This window comes from Geodermatophilus sp. YIM 151500, from assembly GCF_025716945.1.
Classification (GTDB): Bacteria; Actinomycetota; Actinomycetes; order Mycobacteriales; family Geodermatophilaceae; genus YIM-151500.
This window is the reverse complement of record NZ_JAOVZT010000002.1, coordinates 125,793-151,075: the sequence shown is the minus strand read 5'-3', so window position 1 is coordinate 151,075 and position 25,283 is coordinate 125,793. Positions and strand designations below refer to the sequence as shown.

The 25,283-nt window shown below is 75.9% G+C and carries 16 protein-coding genes; 5 read left to right on the top strand and 11 right to left on the bottom strand.

Going from position 1 to position 25,283, the window contains the following annotated elements; genetic code table 11:
• Positions 1–46 precede the first annotated feature (46 nt).
• The gene (locus tag OF117_RS04290) at positions 47–2,014 is read left to right on the top strand and encodes a glycosyltransferase (RefSeq protein ID WP_263551570.1); all 1,968 of its coding nucleotides are present in this window, start codon (positions 47–49) and stop codon (positions 2,012–2,014) included.
• A gap of 201 nt (positions 2,015–2,215) precedes the next feature.
• On the opposite strand, the gene OF117_RS04285 is transcribed toward OF117_RS04290, so the two are convergent.
• From OF117_RS04285 to OF117_RS04265, 5 genes are all read right to left on the bottom strand, one after another.
• On the bottom strand, positions 2,216–3,127 hold the full coding sequence (locus OF117_RS04285) for a glycosyltransferase (RefSeq protein WP_263551569.1): 912 nt from the start codon (positions 3,125–3,127) through the stop codon (positions 2,216–2,218).
• Positions 3,124–3,882: an ABC transporter ATP-binding protein gene (locus OF117_RS04280; RefSeq protein ID WP_263551568.1), complete on the bottom strand. Its 759-nt coding sequence runs from the start codon at positions 3,880–3,882 to the stop codon at positions 3,124–3,126. The genes OF117_RS04285 and OF117_RS04280 overlap by 4 nt, the downstream gene beginning before the upstream one ends.
• 2 nt (positions 3,883–3,884) lie before the next feature.
• The gene (locus OF117_RS04275) at positions 3,885–4,718 is read right to left on the bottom strand and encodes an ABC transporter permease (RefSeq protein ID WP_263551567.1); all 834 of its coding nucleotides are present in this window, start codon (positions 4,716–4,718) and stop codon (positions 3,885–3,887) included.
• 104 nt (positions 4,719–4,822) lie between these two features.
• On the bottom strand, positions 4,823–6,757 hold the full coding sequence (locus OF117_RS04270; RefSeq protein WP_263551566.1) for a SpoIID/LytB domain-containing protein: 1,935 nt from the start codon (positions 6,755–6,757) through the stop codon (positions 4,823–4,825).
• The gene (locus OF117_RS04265) at positions 6,747–8,723 is read right to left on the bottom strand and encodes an N-acetylmuramoyl-L-alanine amidase (protein ID WP_263551565.1); all 1,977 of its coding nucleotides are present in this window, start codon (positions 8,721–8,723) and stop codon (positions 6,747–6,749) included. The genes OF117_RS04270 and OF117_RS04265 overlap by 11 nt, the downstream gene beginning before the upstream one ends.
• A gap of 275 nt (positions 8,724–8,998) precedes the next feature.
• Between OF117_RS04265 and OF117_RS04260 the strand changes: the two genes are divergently transcribed.
• The gene (locus OF117_RS04260) at positions 8,999–9,802 is read left to right on the top strand and encodes a TIGR03089 family protein (protein WP_411969410.1); all 804 of its coding nucleotides are present in this window, start codon (positions 8,999–9,001) and stop codon (positions 9,800–9,802) included.
• Between the two features lie 9 nt (positions 9,803–9,811).
• Here the strand turns inward: OF117_RS04260 and OF117_RS04255 are convergent, their stop codons facing one another.
• The 3 genes from OF117_RS04255 to OF117_RS04245 form a co-directional block, all read right to left on the bottom strand.
• Positions 9,812–11,899, bottom strand: a complete 2,088-nt coding sequence (locus OF117_RS04255; protein ID WP_263551563.1) for a DUF6541 family protein — start codon at positions 11,897–11,899, stop codon at positions 9,812–9,814.
• A 76-nt stretch (positions 11,900–11,975) separates the two neighbouring features.
• Positions 11,976–12,857, bottom strand: coding sequence for an SGNH/GDSL hydrolase family protein (locus OF117_RS04250; protein ID WP_263551562.1), 882 nt, complete (start codon positions 12,855–12,857; stop codon positions 11,976–11,978).
• A 76-nt stretch (positions 12,858–12,933) separates the two neighbouring features.
• Positions 12,934–14,262: an acyltransferase family protein gene (locus tag OF117_RS04245; RefSeq protein WP_263551561.1), complete on the bottom strand. Its 1,329-nt coding sequence runs from the start codon at positions 14,260–14,262 to the stop codon at positions 12,934–12,936.
• Positions 14,263–14,580: 318 nt separating this feature from the next.
• On the opposite strand from OF117_RS04245, the gene OF117_RS04240 reads away from it, so the two are divergent.
• On the top strand, positions 14,581–15,402 hold the full coding sequence (locus tag OF117_RS04240; protein WP_263551560.1) for a DUF1028 domain-containing protein: 822 nt from the start codon (positions 14,581–14,583) through the stop codon (positions 15,400–15,402).
• Positions 15,403–15,415: 13 nt separating this feature from the next.
• Here the strand turns inward: OF117_RS04240 and OF117_RS04235 are convergent, their stop codons facing one another.
• Both OF117_RS04235 and OF117_RS04230 read right to left on the bottom strand, forming a co-directional pair.
• A complete protein-coding gene (locus OF117_RS04235; RefSeq protein ID WP_263551559.1) occupies positions 15,416–16,510 on the bottom strand; it encodes a decaprenyl-phosphate phosphoribosyltransferase in 1,095 nt (364 codons plus the stop codon).
• Between the two features lie 185 nt (positions 16,511–16,695).
• Positions 16,696–19,839: an arabinosyltransferase domain-containing protein gene (locus OF117_RS04230; protein ID WP_263551558.1), complete on the bottom strand. Its 3,144-nt coding sequence runs from the start codon at positions 19,837–19,839 to the stop codon at positions 16,696–16,698.
• A 201-nt stretch (positions 19,840–20,040) separates the two neighbouring features.
• On the opposite strand from OF117_RS04230, the gene OF117_RS04225 reads away from it, so the two are divergent.
• Both OF117_RS04225 and OF117_RS04220 read left to right on the top strand, forming a co-directional pair.
• Positions 20,041–21,390, top strand: coding sequence for a hypothetical protein (locus OF117_RS04225; RefSeq protein ID WP_263551557.1), 1,350 nt, complete (start codon positions 20,041–20,043; stop codon positions 21,388–21,390).
• Complete coding sequence (locus OF117_RS04220; protein WP_263551556.1) at positions 21,387–22,499, top strand: glycosyltransferase family 4 protein; 1,113 nt, start codon at positions 21,387–21,389, stop codon at positions 22,497–22,499. Before OF117_RS04225 ends, OF117_RS04220 begins: the two co-directional genes overlap by 4 nt.
• 35 nt (positions 22,500–22,534) lie before the next feature.
• Here the strand turns inward: OF117_RS04220 and OF117_RS04215 are convergent, their stop codons facing one another.
• Positions 22,535–25,255, bottom strand: a complete 2,721-nt coding sequence (locus OF117_RS04215; RefSeq protein WP_263551555.1) for a PEP/pyruvate-binding domain-containing protein — start codon at positions 25,253–25,255, stop codon at positions 22,535–22,537.
• Positions 25,256–25,283: the final 28 nt, after the last annotated feature.

Sequence of the window (25,283 nt, the reverse complement as noted above, 5' to 3'; positions counted from 1 at the left end):
TCGACGACCGACGCTCTCGACGACTGAAGCTGAGGACCCCGCTCCGATGACCACCACCCCCACCACCGCGGCCCCGTCGAGCGTGTCGCCGGAGCGGGTCAGCGAGCCCTCCGCCGCCGACCTCGCCTCCGGCAAGGCGATCACCCTGCTGCAGCGGGTGATCATGCCCCGCCCCGGCGACCCGCTGAAGGTGCGCTCGCTCTACGTCGACGAGGCCCGGGCGGCGCGGGTCAAGTCGCCCACGCGCGGCGAGGCGGTCGTCGCGCCGGGCAACGAGGCGTCGTTCGCCACCTACTTCAACGCCTTCCCGGCCAGCTACTGGCGGCGCTGGACGGTGCTGCGGAACGTCGTGCTGGGGCTGGAGGTCTCCGGGCCCGGCCGGGTCGACATCTACCGGTCCAAGGCCGACGGCAGCGTCATCCACGTCACCGGCGCCACCACGGACGGCGACCGGCGGACGCTGGAGTTCGAGCTCGACCTCACCCCGTTCGAGGACGGCGGCTGGTACTGGTTCGACCTCACCGCCGACGACGGCGCGCTGACCATGCACCGGGCCCACTGGTCGGCCCCGCAGGCCCCCGCCGAGGACGCCCGCCTGTCGATCGGCATCTGCACCTTCAACCGCCCGACCGACTGCGTCGCCGCGCTCGGCGCGCTGGCCGGCGACCCCGTCGTCCTCGACCAGATCGACCGGGTCATCGTCGCCGACCAGGGCAGCAAGAAGGTGCGCGACGACGGCGGCTTCCCCGACGTCGAGAAGGAGCTCGGCGAGCGGCTGCTGCTGGTCGAGCAGCCGAACCTCGGCGGCAGCGGCGGCTTCTCCCGCACGATGTACGAGATGCTGCGCTCGACCGACGCGACGCACCACATCCTGCTCGACGACGACGTCCAGCTCGAGCCCGACAGCATCGCCCGGGCCTTCGCCTTCGCCCGCTTCGCCAAGCGGCCGATGCTGGTCGGCGGCCAGATGCTGATCCTGCAGGACCGCTCCGTGCTGCACACCATGGGCGAGGTCGTGGCCCGCGACAAGTTCTTCTGGCGGACCGCGCCGAACACCGAGTACGCCCACGACTTCGCGAAGAAGAGCCTGCGCAAGTCGCCCGACCTGCACCGCCGGATCGACGTCGACTACACCGGCTGGTGGATGTGCCTGGTGCCGCGGGCCGCCGTCGAGCAGCTCGGCCTGGCGCTGCCGCTGTTCATCAAGTGGGACGACGCCGAGTACGGCCTGCGCGCCGGGGAGCACGGCTTCCCGACGGCGACCCTGCCGGGCGTCGCGGTGTGGCACCTCTCCTGGAGCGACAAGGACGACACGGCCGGCTGGCAGGCGTACTTCCACACCCGCAACCGGCTGGTGGCCGCGGCGCTGCACACGCCGCACAAGCGCGGCGGCCGGCTGCTGCTCGACACCTTCAAGTTCGACCTCAAGCGGCTGATCATGCTGCAGTACGCCACCGCGGCGCTGCACCAGCGGGCCTACGACGACTTCCTCGCCGGGCCCGACCGGCTGTTCCCCCTGCTACCGACGGCGCTGCCGACCGCGCTCGAGCACCAGGGCGACTACCCCGACGGCCAGGTGGTCGACTCCTCCTCCGACCTGCCGCTGCCGTCGATGGGGGCGATCAAGGCCGAGCGGTTCATGAAGCCGCCGACGACGCCGCTCACCATCGGCCGGACGCTGGGCGCCGCGCTGGTGCACAACCTGCGCAGGCCCAAGCCCGAGGCCGCCGAGCGCCCGCAGATGAACATCAGCTCGCAGGACGCCCAGTGGTTCCTGCTCTCCCGCCTGGACAGCGCCACGGTGGGTCTGCCCGACGGCCGCGGGGTCACCTTCCGCCGCCGCGAGCCGGACACCTTCTGGCGGATGCTGCGGCACTCGCTGCGGGTGCACGCCCAGCTGTTCCGCGAGTTCCCCAGGCTCAAGGAGCAGTACCGGTCGCACATGCACGACCTCACCGCGCCGGAGAGCTGGGAGAAGGCCTTCACCGCGGACGGCGGCACCGCCGGGCGCTGACCCGGCGCCGGCCCGGCCTCAGCGCCGTCGCCGCACCCGCCGCCCTGACGAGCACCTCACCGCCGTCCTCACCCTGTGGTGCCCGACCTCGCGCTGCAGGGTGAGGTCGGGCACCACGGGGTGAGGACGACGGCGTGAGAACGGCGCCGGGGACGCGGTGAAGACGAGTGACCACCCGCCACGGAGGGGGGCGCGACCCGGTCAGGGGCGGCCGAAGCGCTCCCGCCGTCCGGCCCGGGTGAGCCGCAACCACTCCCGCAGGCCGCCCGGGTCGCGCCGGGAGACGAGGAAGAACCAGCCGAAGCGGACGGTCTCCAGCGGCCGCAGCCAGCGCATGCCGGGCTGGGCCAACAGGTAGCCCCGGTTGCGGTAGGTGAAGTACCGCTTGACGTCGTTGCCCGGGTACTGGGCCGACAGCCGCCCGCCGAGGATCGGCTCGAACTCCGTCGTCCCCTCCGGGTGCAGGTAGGTCGCGGCCGGGCAGGTGCCGAACGGCAGCCCCGAGCGCACCAGCCGGCGGTGGATCTCGGTCTCGTCGCCGCGGAAGAACAGCCGCAGGTCCGGCACGCCGACGGCGTCGAGCGCCGTCGCGGAGAACAGCGCGCCGTTGAACAGCGAGGCGTAGCGCGGCAGCAGGTCCAGCCCGGCGAAGTCGTCCCGGCGGCGCCGCCAGCGCAGCCCGCGGCGGAGCGGGAAGGCCAGCCGCTCCGGATCGGCCATGTCGGTGACCAGCGGCGAGACCTCGGAGAGGCCGTGCCGCCGCGCGCAGTCCAGCAGGGTGGCCAGGACGTCGTCGCCGCCGGGGCGCCCGTCGTCGTCGGCGCACCACACCCAGTCGGCGCCCTGCGCCAGGGCGGTCAGCATGCCGAGGGCGAAGCCGCCCGCGCCGCCCAGGTTGCGCGCGCTGGGCAGGTAGGTCGCCGGCAGGCCGCTGGCGCGCACGACGTCCTCGGCCGACTGGTCCGGGCCGTTGTCGACCACCACGACGGCGTCGACGGGACGGGTCTGCGCGGCGACCGCGGCCAGGCTCTGCGCCAGCAGCTCGCGCCGGTGCCGCGTGACGACGACGGCGACGACCCGCTCGGTGTCCGACGGCGTCACGGGTGGCGTCACGGGTGGCCCTTGTAGGCCCGCAGGACCTCCTCCAGGTCGCCGGTCTGCTTCACCTGCCCGTGCTCCATCCAGATCGCCGTGTCGCACAGCTCGCGCAGGAACTCGTCGGAGTGCGAGGCGAACACCAGCAGGCCCGACCGCTCGACCAGGTCGGCCAGCCGCTGCTTGGACTTCTCGAGGAAGGCCGCGTCGACCGCGCCGATGCCCTCGTCGAGCAGCAGGATCTCCGGGTCGATGCTGGTGACCACGCCGAGGGCCAGCCGCACCCGCATGCCGGTGGAGTACGTGCGCAGCGGCATGCGGAGGAAGTCGCCGAGCTCGGTGAACTCGGCGATGTCGTCGACGCGGTCCTCCATCTGCTTGCGGGTCATGCCGAGGAACAGGCCCCGGATCATGATGTTCTCCAGCCCGCTGATCTCCGGGTCCATGCCGACGCCCAGGTCGAAGATCGGCGCCACCCGGCCGCGGATCTCCGCGTGGCCCCGGGTCGGCTCGTAGATGCCCGCGAGCAGCCGCAGCAGGGTCGTCTTGCCGGCGCCGTTGTGGCCGACCAGGGCCACCCGGGCGCCGTGCTCCAGGGTGAGCGTGACGTCGCGCAGGGCCTCGATGATCGGGACCTTGCTCGTGCTGGAGATGTTGCCGCCCACCAGGCCCATGACGGTCTTCTTCAGGGAACGGCTCTTCGCGTCGAAGATCGGGAAGTCGACGCAGGCGTCCTTGGTGGTGATGCCGATCGATCGGGGAGCGAGGGACACGGTCACACCCAATACGAGACGCGGGACCGGTAGCGGCGGACGACGACCATGGTGAGCGCCCAGCCGACGACGGTGATGGCGAGGACGACGATCCAGTGGCGCAGCTCCTGCTCCTGGCCGAGCAGCGGGCGGCGGATGAACTCGACGAAGTGCAGGAACGGGTTGAACTCGGCCAGCCGCGCCCGCTCGGCGATCGCCGCGTTGGGGCTGTTGAGCAGGTCCTCGTAGATCCACACGATCGGCGTCAGGAAGAACATCAGCTGCACGATGCTCTGGGTGATCGGCACCAGGTCGCGGAAGCGGGTGGTGATCACGCCGGCGAGGAGGGCGACCCACGCGCCGTTGAGCATCAGCAGCAGGAACGCCGGCAGCACGAGCAGCAGCGTCGCGTCCAGGTCCTGCGGGAACACCAGCAGCATGACCACGTAGACGATCATGTTGTGCGCGAAGAGCAGCGTCTGCCGCCAGACCAGCCGGTAGACGTGCACGCTCAGCGGTGACGGCAGGTGCTTGATCAGTCCCTCGTTGGCGATGAAGACGTCGGCGCCCTCGAGGATCGCCCCGCTGATGAAGCCCCAGACGATGAAGCCGACCAGCACGTGCGGCAGCATCACCGCCAGGTCGACGCCGAACAGACCGGCGTAGAGGATGCCCAGCGCCACGGCGGTGACCGCCATGCTGATCGTGATCCAGATCGGACCGAGCACCGAGCGCCGGTAGCGCTGCTTGATGTCCTGCCAGCCGAGGTGGCCCCACAGCTGGCGCTGCCGCCATCCCCCGCCGAGGTCGTCGAAGGTGCGCGACCACGAGCGGGAGTCGGGGCGTGGTGGAGCCATGGACACGTGACGGAACGGTACCCGCCGGTGGTCGCCACCCCGGACAACCGCGGGGGGCGGCGGCGACCTCATCGGTCGCCCCCGCCCCCCGCTGCGCTGGAACCTCAGTAGGCCCGGGAGACCCCCATCACGTCCGGCCCCGTGGCCGCCGGACGGCCGCGCAGCGGCCGGTCACCCGGCGCCCCGAACGGGACGACGGCGTCGGCCGGACCGATCGTGTTGCTGTTGCGGACGAAGAACCGGTCCCCCCGGTACACGGCGACCGTGTCGCTGCCGTTGCCGTCCCAGTCACCGGTCACCGGCAGGTCGTCGGGCGCGCCGTAGGGGACGACGGCGTCGGCGACCGGGCGCAGGTTGCTGTTGGTCAGGTGGAAGACGCCCCGCCGCCACACGCCCACGGTGTCGAACGGGTCGCCGTCCCAGTTGCCCGCCACGAGCACGTCGCCGCGGTCGCCGAACCAGAACGAGCCGTCGGCCCGGCCGGGCGTGTTGCTGTTGCGCAGGTGCACCATGCCCGACCGGTACACGCCGACCGTCTCGGTGCCGTTGCCGTCCCAGTCACCGCAGACCGGCTGGTCGCCCGGCGAGCCGTAGCCGAAGGACGCCTCGGCCCGGCCGGAGCCGGCCGCGTTGGTCACGTGGAAGACGCCGCCGCGGAAGACGCCGAGCGTGTCGTCGCCGTCACCGTCCCAGTCGCAGAGCAGCGGGACGTCGCCGGTCTGCCCGAACGGCACCGCCTGCGCCGTGGCGCCGGGGGCGTTGCCGGACGCCAGGTACACCACCGGCTGCACCGGCGGCGGGGGCGGTGGCGGGGCCGTGGCGGAGACCGCCACGCTGAACCAGTCGGACTTCAGGCCGAGCTTCGAGCGGACCTGGGCGCCGGTGACGGTCACGCTCTTCGCCGTGCCGGCGATCCGCACCTCGGTGACCCGGCCGCCGTCGGCGCCCAGCCCGTTGCGCCCGGTGACCGTGATCTCGTTGAGGGCGCCGACGCCGAAGGCGTCGGCGATGGTGTGCGCCGCCACCGGCAGGATCCAGTCGTGGTGCGGCGAGGCGGTGTCACCCTCGTCGGGCACCGGCGGGAACGTCCCGCCCGCGGTCCAGCCGCCGGTCGACGCGCTGAACTCGGTGCGCACGATCGCGCCGCCGCCCGAGCGCAGGACCACCCCCGCCGTCGCCGCGACGGCGGCGTCGGTGCGCCGGTCCTCGGTCGACTTCATGTTCACGCCCGCGCCGCGGTAGACCTGGCAGGCCGTGGTGTCGCAGGTCCGGGCGTACGTCGTCCGGCGCTCCGCCCACGCGTAGGAGCGGGCCGCCACGGCCTGCGCCTTGAGCGCCTCCAGGCCCTTGCCGCCGCCGGCGTCGCCCCAGCTGGGCACCGACTCGCGAGGCACGACACCGCGCAGGTACTCCTCCATGAGGACGGTGTTCACGGTGCGCTGCGTGCCGCCGGACCAGACCACCGACAGATCCCCGCGGTACTGGGTCGTACCGGTGGGCTCGCAGAGGCTGAGCATCGCGTCGAGGCCCGCGCCCTCGCGCACCGAGGGGACGACCTGGGAGCTGGGGATCCGCGTCGTCCAGACCGTCGGTGAGGCGCAGCCGTAGCTGGTGGAGAGCACGAAGGAGCCGTCGGCCTGGGCCTGCACCCGCGCCGCGGACCCGCCGGTGACCACCACGCCGCCGACCGTGAAGTCGCGCGCCGAGGTGACGTGGAGGTCCTGGCCGTCCCGGCCGGTCAGGTGCACGGTGAGGGGCGCGTTGGGCTCCGAGGACTGGTTGGTCCCGCCGTAGTAGTGGGACAGGATCCGCCGGTAGTCCCAGCCGTGGTTCACCGCGTAGCCGTAGGCGCCCCACTGGCCGAGCCCCCGGCCGTGCCCCCACCCGTGCCCGGCGAAGACGACGTCGCCGGTGACCGCGGCCGAGGCCGCCGGGGCGGTGACCAGGGTGGCCGCCCCGAGCAGCGCCCCGGCGAGCACCCCGGTTCCCCAGCGGCTGGCGCGGCGGTGGGCCCGGCGGCGCACCGCCTCAGTACCCACGGGTCACGCCGAGCGTCGTCGTGCCGTTGCCGTCCCAGTCGGCCACGATCGGCCGGTCGGTGGCGTCGCCGTAGACCAGTGCCTGGTCGGCGCGGGGACGCCCCAGCGAGGTGCTCAGGAAGAACGTGCCGCGCCGCCAGACCCCCATGGAGTCGCGGCCCGACCCGGTCCAGTCGCCGACCACGACGCGGTCCCCGCGGTCGCCGAAGCCGAAGGCACCCACGGCCAGCGCCTGCAGGTTGCTGTCGGCCCAGTGGAAGGCGCCGTTCTGGTACACGGCCACGGTGTCGAAGCCGTCCCCGTTCCAGTCGCCGACGACCGGCTGGGCATCGCGGTTGCCGTAGGGGAACGCCCCGTCGGCGACCCCGCCGGTGTTGCTGTTCTTCAGGTAGAACCAGCCGCCGCGCCAGATGCCTACGGTCTCCCGGCCGTCGCCGTCCCAGTCGCCGCAGATCGGCGTGTCACCCGGGTCGCCGAAGCCGAACTGCGCGCTCGGCCCGGCGGTGGAGGAGTTCGAGTCGAACAAGAACCAGCGGCCGGCGCGGAAGATCCCCACCGTCTGGTTGCCGGTGCCGTCCCAGTCGCAGGCCACGGGCTGGTCGCCCCGGTCGCCCCGCCTGGTCTCCCACTCGGCGGCGCCGGTGCCCGGGCTGTTGCGCATCATCGTCGACGGCGGCTGGATCAGGGCGGCGAAGGCGCTCGCCCGCGCAGCCGCGAGGTTGCGGATCTCACCCATCTGCCCGTAGCCGTAGCGGCCCGGGCAGGCGGTGGCCCCGACGTCGCGGTGACCGAAGATCGTCGGGAGGGTCACCGACTCGCCGGCCGGGTAGCGCGACGTACCGCCGCCCTTGGAAGTCAGCGACACCTTCCCGCGCGGGTCGACCCCGTGCAGCGCGAGCTTCCACGCGACGACCGACCCGACCGTCTCGATCATCGAGCGCGGCGGCTGGGCGACGTCGTAGTTGCCGAGCATCGAGATGCCGAACGTGCCGGTGTTGAAACCGCCCGCGTGGGCGCCGATCACCGTGCTGGCCAGCCCGCCCGACCGGCCCTCCCAGGCGCGGCCGAACTTGTCGACGATCACGTGGTAGCCGATGTCGCCCCAGCCGCGGCTGACCGCGTGGTAGGCGTAGATCGAACGCATGATCCGCGGGACGTCGTCCGACGAGTAGCTGTTGCTGTCGGCGGTGTGGTGCACCGTGGCCGCCAGCAGCTTGGGCGCGTACTCGTGGTCCCAGCCCATGAGGCTCTCGTCGGCGCCCCACTGGGCGCGCGAGTAGATGGCCGGCAGCGCGTCGGCCGCGTGGGCCTGGTCGGTGATCGACGGGGCGCCGGGCATCGCGTCGGCCTCGCTCGTGCCCGGGTCGATGAGCTGCACCTGCACGTCGCGGGGGGTGGAGCCGTCGGCCGCCTGGACGATGACCTCGACGCCGTAGGCCTCGTCGGTCCAGTACGGGGCCGTTCCGCCGCGCACGTCGGGGGCGGCCGCGGGCGCTCCCTCGATCTCGACGTCGTCGGCCTCGAGCTCGGTCCACCGGCTCCAGGTGCCGCGGGCGTCCTTCGTGCGCAGCTGGACGGTCACGCCGGTGACGCCCTCGTCCCGCGCCCAGGTCACGCCGACGGTCGAGAAGCGGGCGGTGTCCGGCCGGGAGACGGTCAGCGCGGGCACGCCGGCCACCTCGTCCCCCGAGCTCGCCACGTCGCCGTCCCCCGCCGGCGCGGCGGTCGACGGTGGCGGGACCGACGAGTCGGGCGCGACCCCCGCGTCCGGCCCAGCGTCGACGACCGTGCCGTCCTCGGTGACCACCGCCTCGGCCTCGGGCTGCTCGACCGAACCCAGGCTCACCTCGTCGATCGACGGGGCCACCGGCTCGGCGTCGGCCGACGGGGCGGCGGACACGGGCAGGGCCAGGACGACCCCGGTCATGACGAGGAAGGCCAGCAAGCCCCCGGCAGTGCGGCGCACGAAGATTCCTCCGGTCGGACGACATGCCCGGTCCCGCGGAGGCCAGGCTCGTACCACTCGGAGTATTCGGCTGTTGACCGTCCGCTTCTGATCGCGACACGGCATCGGTGACCGCTCCGTGACCACACGCGTCACAAGAATCCCCCCGGACTAGTTCCGCACCCCGTCCGGTCCGGAATCCGGCGGGCGTCGTCCGCGCAGGAGAGCATGCACCATCCGAGCCGTTTCGGTCCGCCCGCGGCACGTGGTGAATCACATGTGCGTGAATGGTCGGCGTGTCCCGACCGCGACGCACCGCCTCCGACCTCCTCGCCGCGCGGCTGCGCGCCGACCCGGCCGGCCCGCTGATCACCCAGTACGACGACGCGTCCGGCGAGCGGGTCGAGCTCTCCACCACCACGCTGGGCAACTGGGTCGCCAAGACCGCCAACCTGCTGCAGGACGAGTTCGACGTGACGGGTGGCAGCACCGTGGCACTCGCGCTGCCGGTGCACTGGCAGACCGCGGCGGTGTACCTGGCGGTGTGGAGCTGCGGGGCCACCGTGGTCGACACGGCGACCGAGGACGACGGCGGCCTGGTCGGCGTCGACGTCGTGCTGGCGTCGCAGGACCGGCTGGCGCCCCTGGAGGAGGAGGGGGAACCCGACGCGCTGCTCGGCCTGTCGTTGCACCCCCTCGGGCTCGGCATGACCGGCTACGCGGGCCCGGCGCGCGACTTCGCCCTCGAGGTCCGCGGGCACGGCGACGTGTTCGTGCCGTGGCAGCCGCCGGACCCGGAGGCGCCGGGGCTCGTCCTGGGCGGGCTCGAGCTCACCCTCGGCGGTCTGGCCGAGGCCGCCGCGGAGCTGGCGGGCCGCCTCGGCCTGGCCGCCGGCGACCGGGTGCTCGTCGACGAGCGGGTCGCCGCCGAGGCGGGTCCGGTCGCCTGGCTGCTGGCGCCGCTGTCGGCCGGCGCCTCGCTGGTGCTGTGCCGCTCCGCCGACCCGGCCAGGCTGGCGGGGCGCGCCGCCGAGGAGCGGGTCACCGCCACGTTCGGCACCCGGCTGGACGGCGTCCGGGAGCTGGGCCGGTCCGGCTGACGACCGGGTTCAGCCGACCCGGCACACCGGGTCGGGTCGCTCCTGCAGCGGCACCGGGTCGATCTCGTAGATCGCGGCGCCCCGGTACTCGAACACCGGCCGCAGGGAGTCGACCCCGTCGAGGTCGCGGAAGCCCACGCTGGGCGTCGGCCCGGCGATGATCGTGGCGTTCGACTGGTACACGTACCGGACGCCGAGCTCCTCGATCGCCCGGCGCACGTCCTCGTCGGAGTCCAGGCAGTTCAGCTCGTCGACGAGCAGCTGGCGCTCCTCCGGGAGCGGCGGCTTGACCGGGAAGGTCAGCGCCTGGCCGAAGACGGGGCGGACGCCGGCCAGCGCCCACATCCAGGCCGAGCCGTCGTTGGGGTCGTTGAGCACCGGGCCGTCGCCGGCCAGCTCGGCGAGCTCCTCGAAGGCGCGCCGGTCGGCGGGGCCGACCGAGCCGCCGACGTCGGGTCCGTAGGCGGTGGCCAGCTGCTCGCGGTTCTCCTCGACGTAGTACCCGCCGCTGAGCACGCCGAGCACGACGACGGCGAGCACCGTCCCGACCACGCGGAAGGCCTCCGGGCGGCCGGCGCGCCCGTCCCACCGGTCGACGCCGGCGCGGAGCAGCCCCCCGATGCCCCGTCCCGCGGCGACCAGCCCCACGGCGGCGGAAACCGCCAGACCGAGGAACACCAGGCCCTCGAAGCGGTACCGGTCGTTCCACCACGGGGCGGTCAGCGCCTGCACCAGCGGCCCGTCGAACGCCGCCGCGAGCACGCAGAGGACGAAGAAGATCCCGGTGGCCGTATACCACCAGCGCAGCGCGGCCTGCCGCCAGCCCAGCACCAGCCCGGCCAGCGCCGGCACGGCCAGCCAGGTCTGCGGGTACTCGTTCTCGTAGTTGTAGAGCAGGAGCTCGCCGACGGCCTCGCCCACCGACTGGGCCACCGGCCAGTCGACGACCGTGCCGCCCTCCGCGGCGAGCACGGCCTTCCCGATGAGCGGGAGCGCCAGCAGGCCGGCCAGCACGGCGGCCGGCGCCAGCACCGCGAGATCGAGGCGGACCCGCCGGCGGTCCGGCAGCCACCGGGGCAGCACCAGGCAGGCGGCGAAGACGCCCGCCGCCAGCGCCGCGCTCGGGTGCACCAGCGCCAGCCCGGCGGCAGCCAGGCCCACGACGGCGACGGCCGCAGGCGTCCGCTCCCCCAGGCTCCACCGCAGGAGCACCAGGAACGCCGGCACCAGGGTGATGCCGAAGACGAAGACCCAGATCGGCCCGCGCCAGACCAGGTCGACCGGATAGCCGGAGGTGGCGGCCAGGACGACCGGCGCGACCGCGGCCTCCCGCACCAGGCCGAGCGAACGCAGCAGCGCCACCAGGCCGACCCCGCCGACGAGCGGGAGGCAGGCCATCAGCCCGTTGATGGCGGGCAGCGTGCCGGCGCCGATCTGCGCGACGAGCGACGCGAGCGCGTGGAAGGCGTCCGGGTACACCGAGACGCCCTCGGCGTAGCCGTTGATGGCGCTCGCCACGCCCGGACCGGCCTCGCCGGAGCGGGTGATCGTCTCCACCATGTTGACGTGGAAGAGGGCGTCGAAGCCCTGGTTGGGCGCGGCGAGCCCGTCGGTGCCGCCGACGATCGTGAGGAAGCCGACGACCGCGCCGGTCAGGGTGCCCAGCACCGCGAGCAGCGACCACGTGTGCGCCGTCCGGGCGTCCTCGGCATCGGGGGCCCCGGCGCGCTGGACTCGGGCGTCGGGGGCCCCGGCGCGCTGGACTCGGGCGTCGGGGGCTCCGGCCGCCGGGGAATGCCTCCCGCGCCGGCCGTCCGTCCGGCCCGCCGGGGCCCGGCGCACGGTGGCCCGGTGCGCCAGCGCCCGAGCGGCGACCGCCAGCACCACCGTCACCGCCGCGAGGGCCACCGGTGACCACCGGACGCCCAGCAGGCCCGTCACGACGATGGCGACCAGCACGGCGGCGCAGGTCAGCAGCGGCGCGGCCGCCGCGGCCACCCAGCCCCGCAGACCGACGGCGATTCCGACGAGCGAGCCCGGCACGAACAGGAGCAGCACCGCGGCGGTGAGGGTCAGGAGCACGTCGGGAGGAGCCACCGTTCGAGGTCTGTCGGGACGTCCGCCGGGCAGGCGGGGCGCGAGGCACCAGCCTAGGCGAGCCGGCAGCCGGGGCTCAGCCGCTGGCGGCGACCGCGGCGGCGAGGCGGGCACCGACGAGGGCGGCGACCTCGTCGGTCGGGTGGGCGCCGTCGTCGCTGGTGCCCGGGATCCAGCTCCCGTCCTGGCCGAGGTCACCCCACGGGTCGACGAAGGCCCAGCCCTCGGCCCGGGCCAGCTGCTCGAGCCGGTCGTTCAGCTCCTGCGTGGAACCCGCGAACGCGTCGTACGGCGGAACGGTGGCCAGCAGCACGTCGGGCACACCGGCCGTCGCCACGACCGCGCGCAGGTTGGCCTCGGTCGTCGTCCACGGCACGCCCGAACCGACGTCGTTCGTCCCGGCCAGGACCACCAGCACGTCGGCGTCGAGGGCCCCGGCGCCCGCGCGCATCTGCTCGGTCGTGGCACCGGGCACCGCCCAGCCGCCCACGAAGGTCAGCCCGGCGTGGTCGACGGCGGCGGGGATCCAGGACCCCGGGCTCTGCACGTCCGCGCCGTCCAGCGGGAGCAGCCCCGCGGAGATCGAGTCGCCGACCACGGCGAACCGCGTGCCGCCGACCGTCCGGCCGGCCGCGGCGCTGCCGGAGGCGGCATCGCCCTCGGTGCCGGGATCGCCCTCGGTGCCGGGATCGCCCCCGGCACCGCCCGGAGCGGACGACGCCGCCCCACCGGACGGCGGGGTCGCCGTCGCGCCGTCGGTCGGGGCGGGCGCCGCCGATCCGTCCGGTGCCCGGCCGGCCACCGGCGCGGAAGCCGGCGCGGCGTCCTCCGCGCCGGAGCGGCAGGCCGTTCCCGAGGCGAGGAGCGCCAGCACGAGCAGCGCCAGGGCGGCGAGCGGGCGGGAGGTCGGCAGCAGGGGACGCGGCAGGCGCGAGCGCGCGGGGCCGGGTCGGGTCACCGGATGGTTCTCCTCGGTCGGTCGTTCGGGCCGGGCGGGCGCCCGGCGCGGGAGGCTCCGCGTGCCGGGAGCGGCCTCAGCTCGCCGACCTGACGGGGGCCGGCGCGGCCGCCGCGGGCGGCAGCACCACGGTGGCGGCCGGCTGCACCGCCGCCTGCTGGGGGGCCGGCCGCGGGACGACGGCGATGCGCCCGGCGGCCGGGGCCACCCGCCGTCCGCCGCGGGCCCAGCGACCCGGGCCCCGGCTCCGCAGGAGCAGCCGTGCCGGCTCCTCCACGAACCGGTACGCCAGGTGGGCCAGCAGCAGGGTCAGGAGCAGCACGTGCGGGATCAGGATGGTCGCCAGCCCGCTGCCCGGCGCGAGGGCCGGCGTCCACCCCATGTAGGACCAGAAGATCTCGAACACCGGGACGTGGACCAGGTAGAGGCTGTAGGAGATGCGGCCGCCGTGCACCAGCGGAGCGATCGAGAGCACCCGGCTCAACCCGCGGCGCGAGAGGGCCAGCGAGCCCACGAGCACGGGGAAGAAGAGGACGACGAAGCCGCCGTACTCGCCGTGGCCCTCGCCCCGCCAGTCGCCCCACCACAGGCCGACGAGGATCTCCGCGACGGCCAGCAGGGCGACCAGCGCCGCGATCCGCTCCACCCGCGGGGTCACGGCGATGCGCCGCACCGCGAGGCAGGTGAGCGCGCCGGCCAGGAAGCCGGCACCGATCCGCATCGCCCAGCTCCACGGGAAGTAGGGCTCACCGGTGGTGAAGCAGACGTAGGCGAAGGGCGCCATGGCCGCCACGGCCAGGAGCCCGGTGACCGCGGGCGGGGCGGAGCGGACCCGCCAGACGAGCAGGACGACGAGCGGGAAGCAGACGTAGGCGAGCCACTCGGCGCTGATCGACCAGGCGGCGCCCACCCAGGAGGAGCCGTCGAAGCGCGGCTGGCTCCACAGCTGCACCATGGCCATCTGCTCCAGCCAGTGCCAGCCGTCGACGACCGGCTGCTCGGCCTGGTAGGCCACGCGGCCGTCGGTCGTCCGGGCGGCCTTGTACAGCAGCCATCCGCCGAACAGCGTCGTCACGACCGCGTAGACCGGCCACACCCGGCAGATCCGCGCCCACAGGAAGCCGACCGAGCGGCGCGCGGACGGCCGGCGTCCCATCGACTCCAGGTAGGTGAGGGTGATGACGAAACCGCTCAGGACGTAGAAGAGGTCGACGCCCAGGGCACCGGTCCGCACGATCGGCCGCAGGGGCTCCCACACCGCGGAGTAGGCGTCGCCGGGGGTGAACATGAAGTGGAAGACCACGACCCACATCGCCGCGACGATGCGCAGTCCCGTCAGCGACCGGATCTCGCCCCGCGCGACCGGTGGCGTCCCGGCGGCGGCCGGCCTGGTGGCAGCGGTCACGACGTCGTCTCCCCCGAGAAGTGGCGGACGAGCGCCCGGCCGCCTACGTGCAGTAGTCGCACGCTAACGCCCCGCGGAACAGGTGACGAGCGTTCCCGTATCACCGATCACAAGCGCCCCGCATGCCCCGACCGCCCGGACCGGCCCGCCGTGGCGGGCCGCAGTAGCGGGCCGGCGCCGCCCGGGGCGCTTCCCCGTCCGGCCCGGCTCGCCCGGCTAGGCTCGGGCGGCGGGCCCGCGGCGCCCGGGTCCCGGCCGGCCGCGCGAGGGCCGCACGCGAGGACCAGGCGACCACCTGATGGGCGGGCCGATCGGCGGATGACCTTCTCCATCCTCGCCCGGGACCCGGCCACGGGTGACCTGGGCATCGCCGTGTCCTCCTGCATCCTGGCCGTCGGGCGGGCGGTGCCCACGGCCCGGCCGGGCGTCGGCGTCGTCGCCGTGCAGGCCCGCAGCCGCCGGGGCCTGGGCCACACCCTGCTGACCGGCCTGGCCGAGGGCAGCCGCCCGGCCGACCTCGTCCGCCGGGCGGCGCACGCCGCCGAGGACGCCGACCGGCAGATCGCGGTGCTCGACGCTGCGGGGCAGGTCGCCGCCGACACCGGTCAGGGCTCGTTCCCGGTGAGCGGGCACCTGGTCGGCGAGGGCGTCAGCGTGCAGGGCAACATGCTCGCCTCGCCCGACGTGCTGCCGGCCATGTCGCGGGCGTGGACCGCCGCTCCGGGCGAGCTGGCCGACCGCCTGCTGTCCGCGCTGTCCGCCGGCCAGGACGCCGGCGGCGACCTGCGCGGCCGGCAGTCGGCCGCGCTGCTCGTGGTCAGCGGGACGCCGGCCACCGACGAGGACGACGGCGTGCGGGTCGACCTGCGGGTCGACGACTCCGGCGACCCGGTGGCGCAGCTGCGGCTGCTGCGCAACCTCCAGCGGGCCTACGACGAGCGCGACTACGAGGTGCTGGCGCTGTTCGCGCCCGAGGGCGCGCGCGACCTCTACGCGGCGCTGGCCGCCTCGCGGCGGGGTGACCGGGAGGCCGCCCGGCAGGCCCTCGAGGCCATGCGCGCCCGGCCGGGGTGGTCGATGTGGCTGGCGGGGATGGCGGGCGACGCCCGGCTCGCGGCGGTGTCGCAGCTGCTCGGCTGAGCGTCCCCCGCGGTCAGCCGGTGAAGACGCCCAGGGCGACCAGCCCGGCCCAGACCAGGCCGAGGAGCAACAGCACCGGGTCGCGCAGCACGATCTCCTCGGGCGCGTCGGCGGTGCCCCGGTCGACGTCGACGGCGTACCGGAGCAGGGCCAGCACGAACGGCGCGATGGAGATCGTCTGCCACGGGAAGCCGCCGTCCAGCTCGCGCAGCTCGAAGGCCCACAGGCTGTACGCCGTGCAGGTGACGCCCGCCGACAGGCTCCAGACGAAGCGCAGGTAGCTCGGCGAGTACTCGGTCAGCGACCGGCGGGTGCTCGCCGCGTCGCCCAACGCCACGAGCTCGGCGTACCGCTTGCCCGCCACCATGAACAGCGCGCCGAAGGCCGCGACCAGCAGGAACCACTGGGACAGCGCGATGCCGGCGGCGGCGCCGCCGGCCACGCCGCGCAGCAGGAACCCGGACGCCACCACGGCCAGGTCGATGACCGGCTGGTCCTTGAGGAAGAACGAGTAGGCGACCGAGACGGCGACGTAGGTGCCCAGCACCGCGGCCAGCTGGGGGCGGGTGAGCAGCACCGCGCAGGTCAGGGCGCCGGCGAGCAGCACCCCGCCGACGAGGAGCGCCAGCGAGCTCGGCACGGTGCCGGCGGCGACCGGGCGGAACCGCTTCCGCGGGTGGCGGCGGTCCTCCTCCGCGTCGCGGACGTCGTTGACCAGGTACACGCCGCTGGAGACCAGGCAGAACAGCCCGACCGCGACGAGGGTCGCGCCGAGCACCTCGCCCTCGAACACCCGCCCCGAGGCGAGCGGCGCGGCGAAGACGAGCAGGTTCTTCACCCACTGGCGCGGGCGCATGGTGCGCACCACGCCCAGCACGACCGCCCCGGCGCCGGCCCGGGCGCCCCCGGGCACCCCGGCCGGGGCGGGGGCCTCACCGGCGGGGGCCGCGACGGTCGGGGTGCCGGCGGCGGGTGCCTGAGCGACGGAGGCCTCGACGGTCGGGACCTCGGGAGCCGGGGCCTCGGGGGCGGGCGGGCGGTCGGCCGCGAGGTTGCCGGAGAAGGCGGCGCGCCGCTCGCCGACCCCCGTCTCGCCGTCCCGCTGCATGGGGATGCCGTCCCTCTCCGCTCGCCCTCGTGCCGGTCGTCATGCGTTCCGGTCGCCGTCCGGGCCGGTCGCCGTCCGTGCGGTGACCGGCCCGGACGCCCGCCCCGTCGGGCGCGCTCCGTCGCGACGCCCCCGGACACCCTGCCCGCCCGTGGGCGATCGCGCACATCCGTACCAGAAAGCGGTCACCCGCGGGGTGGACCCGCCCACCCCGGCCGCACCACCCGGTCGACCGTCACGTCGTAGGCCGCGACCGGGTAGGGCCGGTCGAAGCGGAAGACCTGCAGGATGCCCGCGCCCCGCGCGCCAGGCAGCGCCGCGACCAGCTCGGTGGTCGCCGCGGTCCGCAGCACGGGGGCGAACAGCCCGCCGCGGAAGACCTGCCAGGTGTTGTCGGCGAGCCCGTCGGCGTCCGGCCCGGGGCGCCAGGCGATGCCGTGGGTCACCGGCTCGGTGATGCCGTACCGGACGACCGGCTGCTGCTGGCAGGGGAACAGGAAGGCGATCTGCCACGCGGTGGCGACCACCGCCTCGTCGGGCAGGTACTCGGCGAGCGGGACCTGCGGGACCACCGCCGGCCCGGTGAACGCCAGCCAGCCGCCGGGGCCGGCGGTGCGGTCGTCGGCGACCAGCCGCAGCAGGCCGGCGCCGGCGTCGCGGGCGTCGGCCACGTCGAGCAGCGCGGTGCGCCACGCCGGCGTGTCGCCGCCGATGTCGACCTCCTCCGTGTCCACCACCTCGGGCTCCGCGGAGCCGGCCGCGGCGTACTCGACCCGCAGCTCGTTGCCGTCGCCGAGCAGTCCCGCGACCAGGACGGCGACCGCCTCGCCCGCGTCGACGGCCGGCAGGTCGAACCACGGCGTCCGCACCGTCCCCGTGCGTGCCTCCCCCCCGGGGGCGGCCAGGCTGCCCCACACCCGGTCGGCGATGCCGTCGCCGGCGTCGGGCGGCGGGGAGGGTGGCCACCAGCCGCCGTCCGGGACGAAGGCGTCCGAGGCCGGCGCGGTTGCCGATCCGGCCGTCGGCAGCGGGCGGGCGGCCGAGACGTCGAACACGCGCACGCTGCTCGCCGCGCCGCAGTTCCGGGCCAGCGGGTCGCTCAGCGCGTCGGCCCACGGCGAGTAGCCGTCGACCGTGCGGGCCGCCGCCGCACCGAAGCCGGCCAGCAGCCAGGTGAGCGACGAGCCGAGGAAGACCAGCACGAGCACCGGGACGGCGACCGGCCACGCCGGTGCGCCCGACGCGCGACGGCGTCGCAGCAGCGCGGCGACGCCCCAGACCGCGGCCGCGACCAGCGCCCACACGTGCAGGCCGCCCAGCTCGACCCCCGCCACGGACGGCGGCACGTTCGGCCGGGTCACCCCCGGCAGCCACGAGTACGCCCAGGCGTTGGGCCCGTGGAAGGCGAGGGCGAACGCGACGACGAGCGAGCCGACGACCAGGAACGGGGTCGCGCCACCCCGGCCGACGCCGAGCCGACGGGCCAGCGTCGGCGCGGAGACGAGGAACAGCGTGAGGAAGGCCGGCCCCAGCCCGGACAGCGCACCGAAGTGGTGGGTCCACTTGCTCGGGGTGAACCACAGCAGCAGCAGGGCGGCGGTCAGCGACGCGCCGGTCAGCAGCAGCGGCAGCGGCAGCTCCACGCGGCGCGCGCGGGCCGCGACGGCCGCGAGCAGGAACCAGCCGAGCGCGACGAGGCCCAGGAGGACCGCCGTCCGCCGGGCGTAGGAGCCCATCGGGATCGGGCTGAGCAGGAACGCGTACCGCTGGAACTCGTCGTACCACGCGTCCTGGTCCTGCACCGACAGGAAGATCTCCTGGCCGCGGAGGAAGTCGTTGAGCGAGCCGTCGGCGAAGGCGGCGGCGCTGGCGAAGGCGCCCGGGGCCAGCAGCAGCGCCGTCCGGGTGGCCGCCCCCAGCCGGCCGCGGCGGCCGCCGCCCTCGTCGCGGCCGACGAGCGCCGCCAGCCGCGGCAGCGCGGCGACGAGCGGCGCCAGCGCCACGAAGCCGGTCGGGTGGCAGGCCACGGCCAGACCGGCGGCGCCCAGCGCCAGCCCCACGGGGAGCAGTCGCCGCCGCCGCAGACCCGCCAGCACGCCGGCGAGGGTGGCCAGCGCCAGCAGCCCGACGACGGCCTCGGGGCGCATGCCCATGCCGTAGGGCAGCCACCAGGCGAGGAACGTCGCCGCGAGCAGCACCACGGCCGCCAGCCGCCGCCCGCGCCGGGCGAGGACGCCGTCGGGCAGCGCGCCGGGCCGGGTGACGAAGCGCCGCAGCAGCACCCAGGTGAGCACCCCCGCGACCAGCGCGGGCACGCGCAGCACGACCGGGCTGTCGCCGACCTGCTGCCACCACCCGAGCACCCGGTAGAACCAGGTGAAGGGGGTGAACGACTGGTTGAGCAGCTGGTAGTAGTTGCCGACGAAGCCCTCCGCCGCGGCGTTGCGGGCCATCGCGGCGTAGTAGCCGTCGTCGTCCGAGGTCGGGGCGAGGAACAGCCAGAGCAGCATGACGCCGACCACGGCCGCGTCGAGCAGCAGGGCCGGCGGGTCGCGCGGCCGCCGGGGCTCGTCGTCCGGCGCCGGGGCCGTCCGGCCGGCCCGGCGGTCGACCAGCCGGAGCAGCAGCAGGCAGCCCACCGCGGCGACCAGCGCGGCGGCGACCAGCGCCGACTTGAGCGGCGTCGGGGTGGTGTTGAACTGGTTGTCGACCGCGATCCGGACCCGCAGGTCGTCGCCGGCGGCCAGCCGCTCGATGCTGGTCGCGAGCACGTCGACGTCCGGCAGCACGGTCGGGCCCCCGGCCACGTCGTCCTCGGTCGCCGTAGCGGCGACCTCGCGGCCGTCGAGCCGCACGGTCAAGGCATCGGGCTCGCCGAGGATGCGCCAGGCGCAGTCACCGGCCGGCACCGCCCGGTCGACCAGCGTCTCGTCGCGGTTGACGATCCGCAGCCGGCCGTCGCCGGCGGTCACCAGCAGCCCCGCCTCGCCGGCGTCCGGCCGGGCGGGCACCAGCGTGGACACCACGACACCGCCGTCCGTCGCGGCGGCCCGCACGGCGTCGCAGGAGAAGCCGACGTCGAGGGCGAGCGGCCGCTGGTTGGTCAGCTGGAGCATCGTCGACTCCGGCCTGCCCGGCTCCTGCGGCCAGCTGACCGTGGGCTGGCTCATCCGGACGGGCAGCAGCGGCAGCGCGACGGCGCAGCCGATCGCCACCAGGGCGAGCAGCAGGGCGGCGAGCCGCCCGAGCAGCGCGCCGGCCCGCCGGCGCGCCGGCTCGGGGCGCGGGGCGGCGGCGGGCTCGACCTGCTGCCGGTCGGCGACGTCCACCGGATCCCCTTCCCGTCCCGGCTGCGCAGCCGCACGGCGACCAGTGAACACGACGCGGCCACCCGGGCGCGGCCGACGGGCGGTCCGGCGCGCGGAGCGCGGCGGCGCCGCGGCGCCTGGGTACCGTTCCGGCGTGCTCGCCCGGCTCCCGCTCCCCGCAGGCCCGGGGACGGCGGCGCGGCGGCTGTGCCGGGCGGGCCGGTGAGCGCCGCGCGCGACCGCCGCCTGCTGCCGTCGCTGAGCTGGGTGGCCGTGTGCATCGCGGGATCGGGGGTGCTGGTCTACGCGTACCTCGCGCTGGCCGCCCGCGCCCTGCCGTCGGCGGAGTACGCCTGGTTCGGCGCCTACTGGTCGCTCACCCTGGTCGTCGGCTTCGGCGCCTTCTTCCCCGTGGAGGTCGAGCTCGCCCGCCTGGTGCACCTGCGCGGCCCGGGCGGCGGCCTGCCGCCGGGGACCGGCAGGGCGGTCGCGGGGGTCACCGCGCTGACGCTGGCCGCGGTGCTCGCCGGCTGGCCGTTGCTGGCCCCCTCGTTGGGCCACCGCCCGGGGCTGCTGGCCGCGCTGCTCGGGATCTGCGTGGTCTCGGCCGCGCAGTTCGTCCTCCGCGGGCTGCTGCTGGGGCGGGGCCGCACCGGGCGGCACGGCGGCGTGCTGCTGCTGGACGCCGCGCTGCGGGTGCTCGCCGCCGCCGGGATCGCCGTCGTCGTGACCGCCCCGTCGGCCGGGCACTTCGCCTGGGCGCTGGTCGTCGCGGTCGGCCTGGCGCACGCGCCGCTGCTGGTCCGCGAGGTCCGCCTGCTCCGGGCCCGGCCGGCGGGGGGCCCGGACGGCGTCGCGGGGCAGGTGGGCGTCGCGGGGCGGGTGGGCGTCGCGGGCCGGGGCGGCGGACCCGCCCTCCGGGTCCGGGCGGTCGGGCACCTGCTGGTCGGCGCGCTCTGCGCCCAGGCGCTGCTCAACGCCGCGCCGGTGCTCGTAACCAGCGCCGCCGCTCCGGGTGAGGAGGCCCGGGCGGCGGCGTTCGTCGCCAGCTTCCTGCTGGTGCGCCTGCCGCTGTTCGTCGCCGTCCCGTTGCAGAGCGCCCTGCTCCCGGCGCTGGCCGACGTCGACCGCTCCCCCGACCGGCGGCTGCAGCGACGGTTCACCGTCCGGCTCGCCGGGAGCGCCGCTGGGGCGGCCGTCGTCGCGGCGCCCGTCGCCGCCGTCGCCGGGCCGCCGCTGACCGGCCTGCTGTTCGGGGCGCGCTACGCCGTCGACGGCAGCGCCTTCGCCGTCCTCGCCGCCGGTGCGGTGCTGCACCTGGCGCTGCTGGTGGCCAGCCAGGCGCTGGTCGCCTCGGCCCGGCACCGGGCCAGCGCGGTGGCGTGGGTCGCCGGGCTGGCGGCGGCCGGTGCGGTGTTCGCCGCCGTGCCCGACCTCGTCCTGCGCGCCGCCCTGGCCTTCGCCGCAGGGTCGGCGGTGGCCCTGGCCGCCTGCTGCGCCGCGCTGCTCCGCCGGCCGGCGCCCGTCCACCCGACGACGGGGGCGACCGCCGGGCAGGGTGGGGCCCGATGAAGCGGCTGGACCTCGTGATCGCCCTCGACTACTACGCCCCCTACGTCAGCGGGCTGACCAACGTCGCCCGTGACGTCGCCGAGGGGCTGGTGGCCCGCGGGCACCGCGTGCGGGTGGTCACCAGCCGGCACGACGGCGACCTGCCGGAGCGCGAGGTGGTGAACGGCGTCGAGGTGGACCGGGCGCCCGTGCTGGCGCGGGCCGGCAAGGGGGTGCTCAGCCCGGCGCTGCCCGGCCGCGTGCGCGCGGCCGCCGCGACGGCGTCGGTGCTGAACCTCCACCTGCCGATGCCCGAGGCGGGGGTGCTCGCCCTCGGCTCGCCCGCGCCGCTGGTCACCACCTACCACTGCGACGTCAGCCTGCCGCCGGGCGCGGTGAACCGGGTCGTGACCGCCGGCGTCGACCTGTCCAGCCGGCTCACGCTGCGCCGGTCGCGGCGGGTCGTCGTGTCCAGCGACGACTACGCCCGGCACAGCCGGCTGTGGCCGGCGATGGCCGGGCGCACGGCGGTGATCCCGCCACCGTGCCGCGAGCGGCCGGCGGGCACCCCGCGCTTCCGCCAGGGGCCGGGGCTGCACGTCGGCTTCCTCGGCCGGATCGTCGAGGAGAAGGGCCTGCAGTACCTGGTGCAGGGCTTCCGCGCGCTGGACGACCCCGACGGCCGGCTGCTGATCGGCGGTGACTTCGCCGACGTGGCCGGCGGCTCCGTGGTCGACCAGGTGCGCCGCGCCGTCGACGACGACCCGCGGATCACCCTGCTCGGTTTCCTCGACGAGGAACGGATCGCCGACCTGTACGCCTCGGTCGACGTGTTCGCGCTGCCCTCGGTCAACGCGTTCGAGGCGTTCGGCATCGTCCAGGTGGAGGCGATGCTGGCCGGCGTCCCGGTGCTGGCCAGCGACCTGCCCGGCGTCCGGACGCCGGTGCGCGAGACCGGCTTCGGCACCGTGGTCGCCCCGCGCGACGTCGCCGGCATCGCCGCCGGGCTCCGGGAGCTGGCCGCGCGGCGGCCGGATCCGGAGGCCGGCCGCGCGCGCGCCCGGGAGCGCTACTCGATGACCGCGGTGCTCGACGCCCACGAGGAGCTGCTGCTCGCCACGGCGCGCTGAGCGGGGCCGCGGGGTGGCCCGGGCGGCCCGCGCCGTCAGCCGGTCGCGGCGGGCGTCACCAGGCCGTGCGTGCCGTCGACGGTGACCCGCTGTCCCGGTGCGATCCGGCTGGTCGCGTCGGCCACCCCGACGACGGCCGGGATGCCGTACTCGCGGGCGACCACCGCGCCGTGGGAGTTGGCGCCGCCCATCTCCATCACCAGCCCCCCGGCGGTGAGGAACAGCGGCGTCCACCCGGGGTCGGTGGACGGCGCGACCAGGATGTCGCCGGGGAGCAGGTGCGCGCCGGTGGGCTCGAGCACGACGCGGGCCGGGCCGGTCACGGTCCCCGCGGACGCCGCGGTGCCCGCCAGCGCGCCGTCGGCCGCGGCCGGTGCCGCCATCGCGGCCTCCGGCTCGGTGCCGTCGCTCAGCAGGACGCGCGGCACGTGCCGGCGGCGCAGCTCGCGGCCGTGGTCGTCCCGCCTCTCCGCCACCACCGCGCGCAGGTCCCGGGCGCCGGGCGCCGCGCTCTCGCCCAGCGCGGCCGACACCTCGCGGAGGTCGAGGAAGAACACGTCGTCGGCCCGGTCGAGGAGCCCGGCGGCGGCCAGGTCGGCGCCGATCGCGAGCAGCTGGGCGCGGACGTCGGCGAAGGCGAGCACGAGGCAGTACTTGGGCAGCTCCCGCAGCCCCGCGAGCCGGCGGGCCCGGTCGAGCGCGAAGCCGACGGCGCGCCCCCGCACCCGGCTCCGCGCCGCGGCGCGGCCGGTCAGCTCCGACACCTTGGCCTCCGCCTGGGCGACCGCCCGGGCGAACACCGCGTCCGGATAGCCGTCCGGGTCCTCCAGGCGCAGGTAGTTGGCGAGCACGCCGAGCAGGTGCGTCGGGTCCTCCGCCCAGCGCGGCAGGCCCACGTCGATCTCCGCGACCGCGCGGTGCCCGGAGCGCTCGAGCACCTCGCGCAGCCCGTCCCGGAGGACGGGGGGCAGCGTGCCCGCCCGGTACCGGTCGGCGAGCTCGGCCGCCGTCGCCCCCTGCACCGTCGCGGCGGCGTCGGGGTCGGCGCGGACCGCGGTCGCCAGCCCCCACAGCTGGAGGTCCATCTCGGTGGTGACGTTGTGCGGCAGGCCGCGCAGCACCGTCGCGAGGTCGCCCGGCCGCGCGTCGGCGCCGAGCAGCCGCCCGGCGAGGTAGAGCATCGCGAACCCGGTCGCCACGGGCGGCGCCACGCGCGGCACCACCCTCGGGGCCAGGGAGCCGAGGTTCTCGACGACGCGGTCGAACCGCTGCGCCGCGGTGGCCGGTGGCCCCGTCCCGGCGGGCCGCAGCCCGGCGACGATGCGGTCGAGCCGCCGGTGGGCCGCCGCCGGGCTGACCAGCGCCTGGGCCACGACCAGGGGCACCCGGTAGCGCGCCGCCACCACCGCGACGCGTCGCGCGAACGGCCGCCACGACCGGTGCACCAGCGCCAGCCGCGGGTCGTCGAAGAGGCCGCGCAGCACCGCGGCCGACCGCGCCTCCATGACGTCGAGCACGCGGGGGAAGAGCGCCCGCCCGGGCGTGCTGCGCACGATGGTCGTGACGTCGAAGAACAGCCGGCCGGCCGCGTCGTGGACGACGGGCGGGCCGGCGACCGGGTCGTCCGGTGGGTGCCCGTACAGCTGGGCCGCCGACGACCCGAGGACGCGGAACGCCGCCAGGCCCATCGGGGTCATCGGCCGGGTCAGCCCCTGCGCCAGGCTCATGCAGAAGTACACGCGCAGCCCCGGTCCCGCCGGGCGACCGTCGGGCACGGGGAACAGCGTGGTGATCGGCCGGGCCTGGGTGAGCCAGAGGACGCCGTCCCGGTCGAGCGCCCACTCGGCGTCCTGGGGCCGGCCGAAGTGCTCCTCCAACCGGACCCCGAGCCGGACCAGCGCGCGGACGTGCTCGTCGGCCAGGCAGCCGGTGTCCGACGGTGCCTGCTCGACGGACTCGGTCCCACCGCCGTCGCGCGGGCGCACGAGGAGCCGCTTGTCCCCCACCCGGCGTTCCCGCACCACCTCCGTGGCGGCGTCGACGACGAGGTGGTCGGGGTTCACCGCGCCGCTCACCACGGCCTCGCCGAGCCCCGGGCTGGCGTCGATGACGGCCTCGCCGCGCCGTCCGGTGACGGGGTTGGCGGTGAACAGGACGCCGGCCGCCGCGGCGTCCACCAGCCGCTGCACCACGACCGCCAGCCGCGCCCCGGCGTGCTCCACCCCGTTGCGCACCCGGTAGAGCACCGCCCGGTCGGTCCACAGCGACGCCCAGCAGCGGTGCACGGCGTCGAGGACGGCGTCCGCACCGACGACGTTCAGGTAGGTGTCCTGCTGACCGGCGAAGCTGGCGAACGGCAGGTCCTCGGCCGTGGCGGAGGACCGGACCGCCACCGCCGGCTCCCCGAGCTCGCGGTACGCGGCCGTGATGCCGTCGGCGACCCCGTCGGGCATCCCGGTCCGCAGGATGCACTCGCGCGCCCGGCCCGCCAGCTCCACCACCTCGGCGGAGTCCGCCTCGGTGAGGTCGCGCAGCCGGCCGAGGACGTCGTCGAGGCCGGACGTGGCGGCCACCTCGCCGTAGGCGGAGGTGGTCACGCAGAACCCGTCCGGAACCGGGAAGCCGGCGCCGAGCAGCTCGCCGAGGTTGGCCGCCTTGCCGCCGGCCACGGACAGCGCTCCGGCGTCGAGGTCCCGCAACCGGACGACGACCGCGGGCTGCCGCTCCAGCGGGCCCGACTGCGGTGGCTGCTCCATCGTGACCGTCCCACCTGCGCACCGGCAG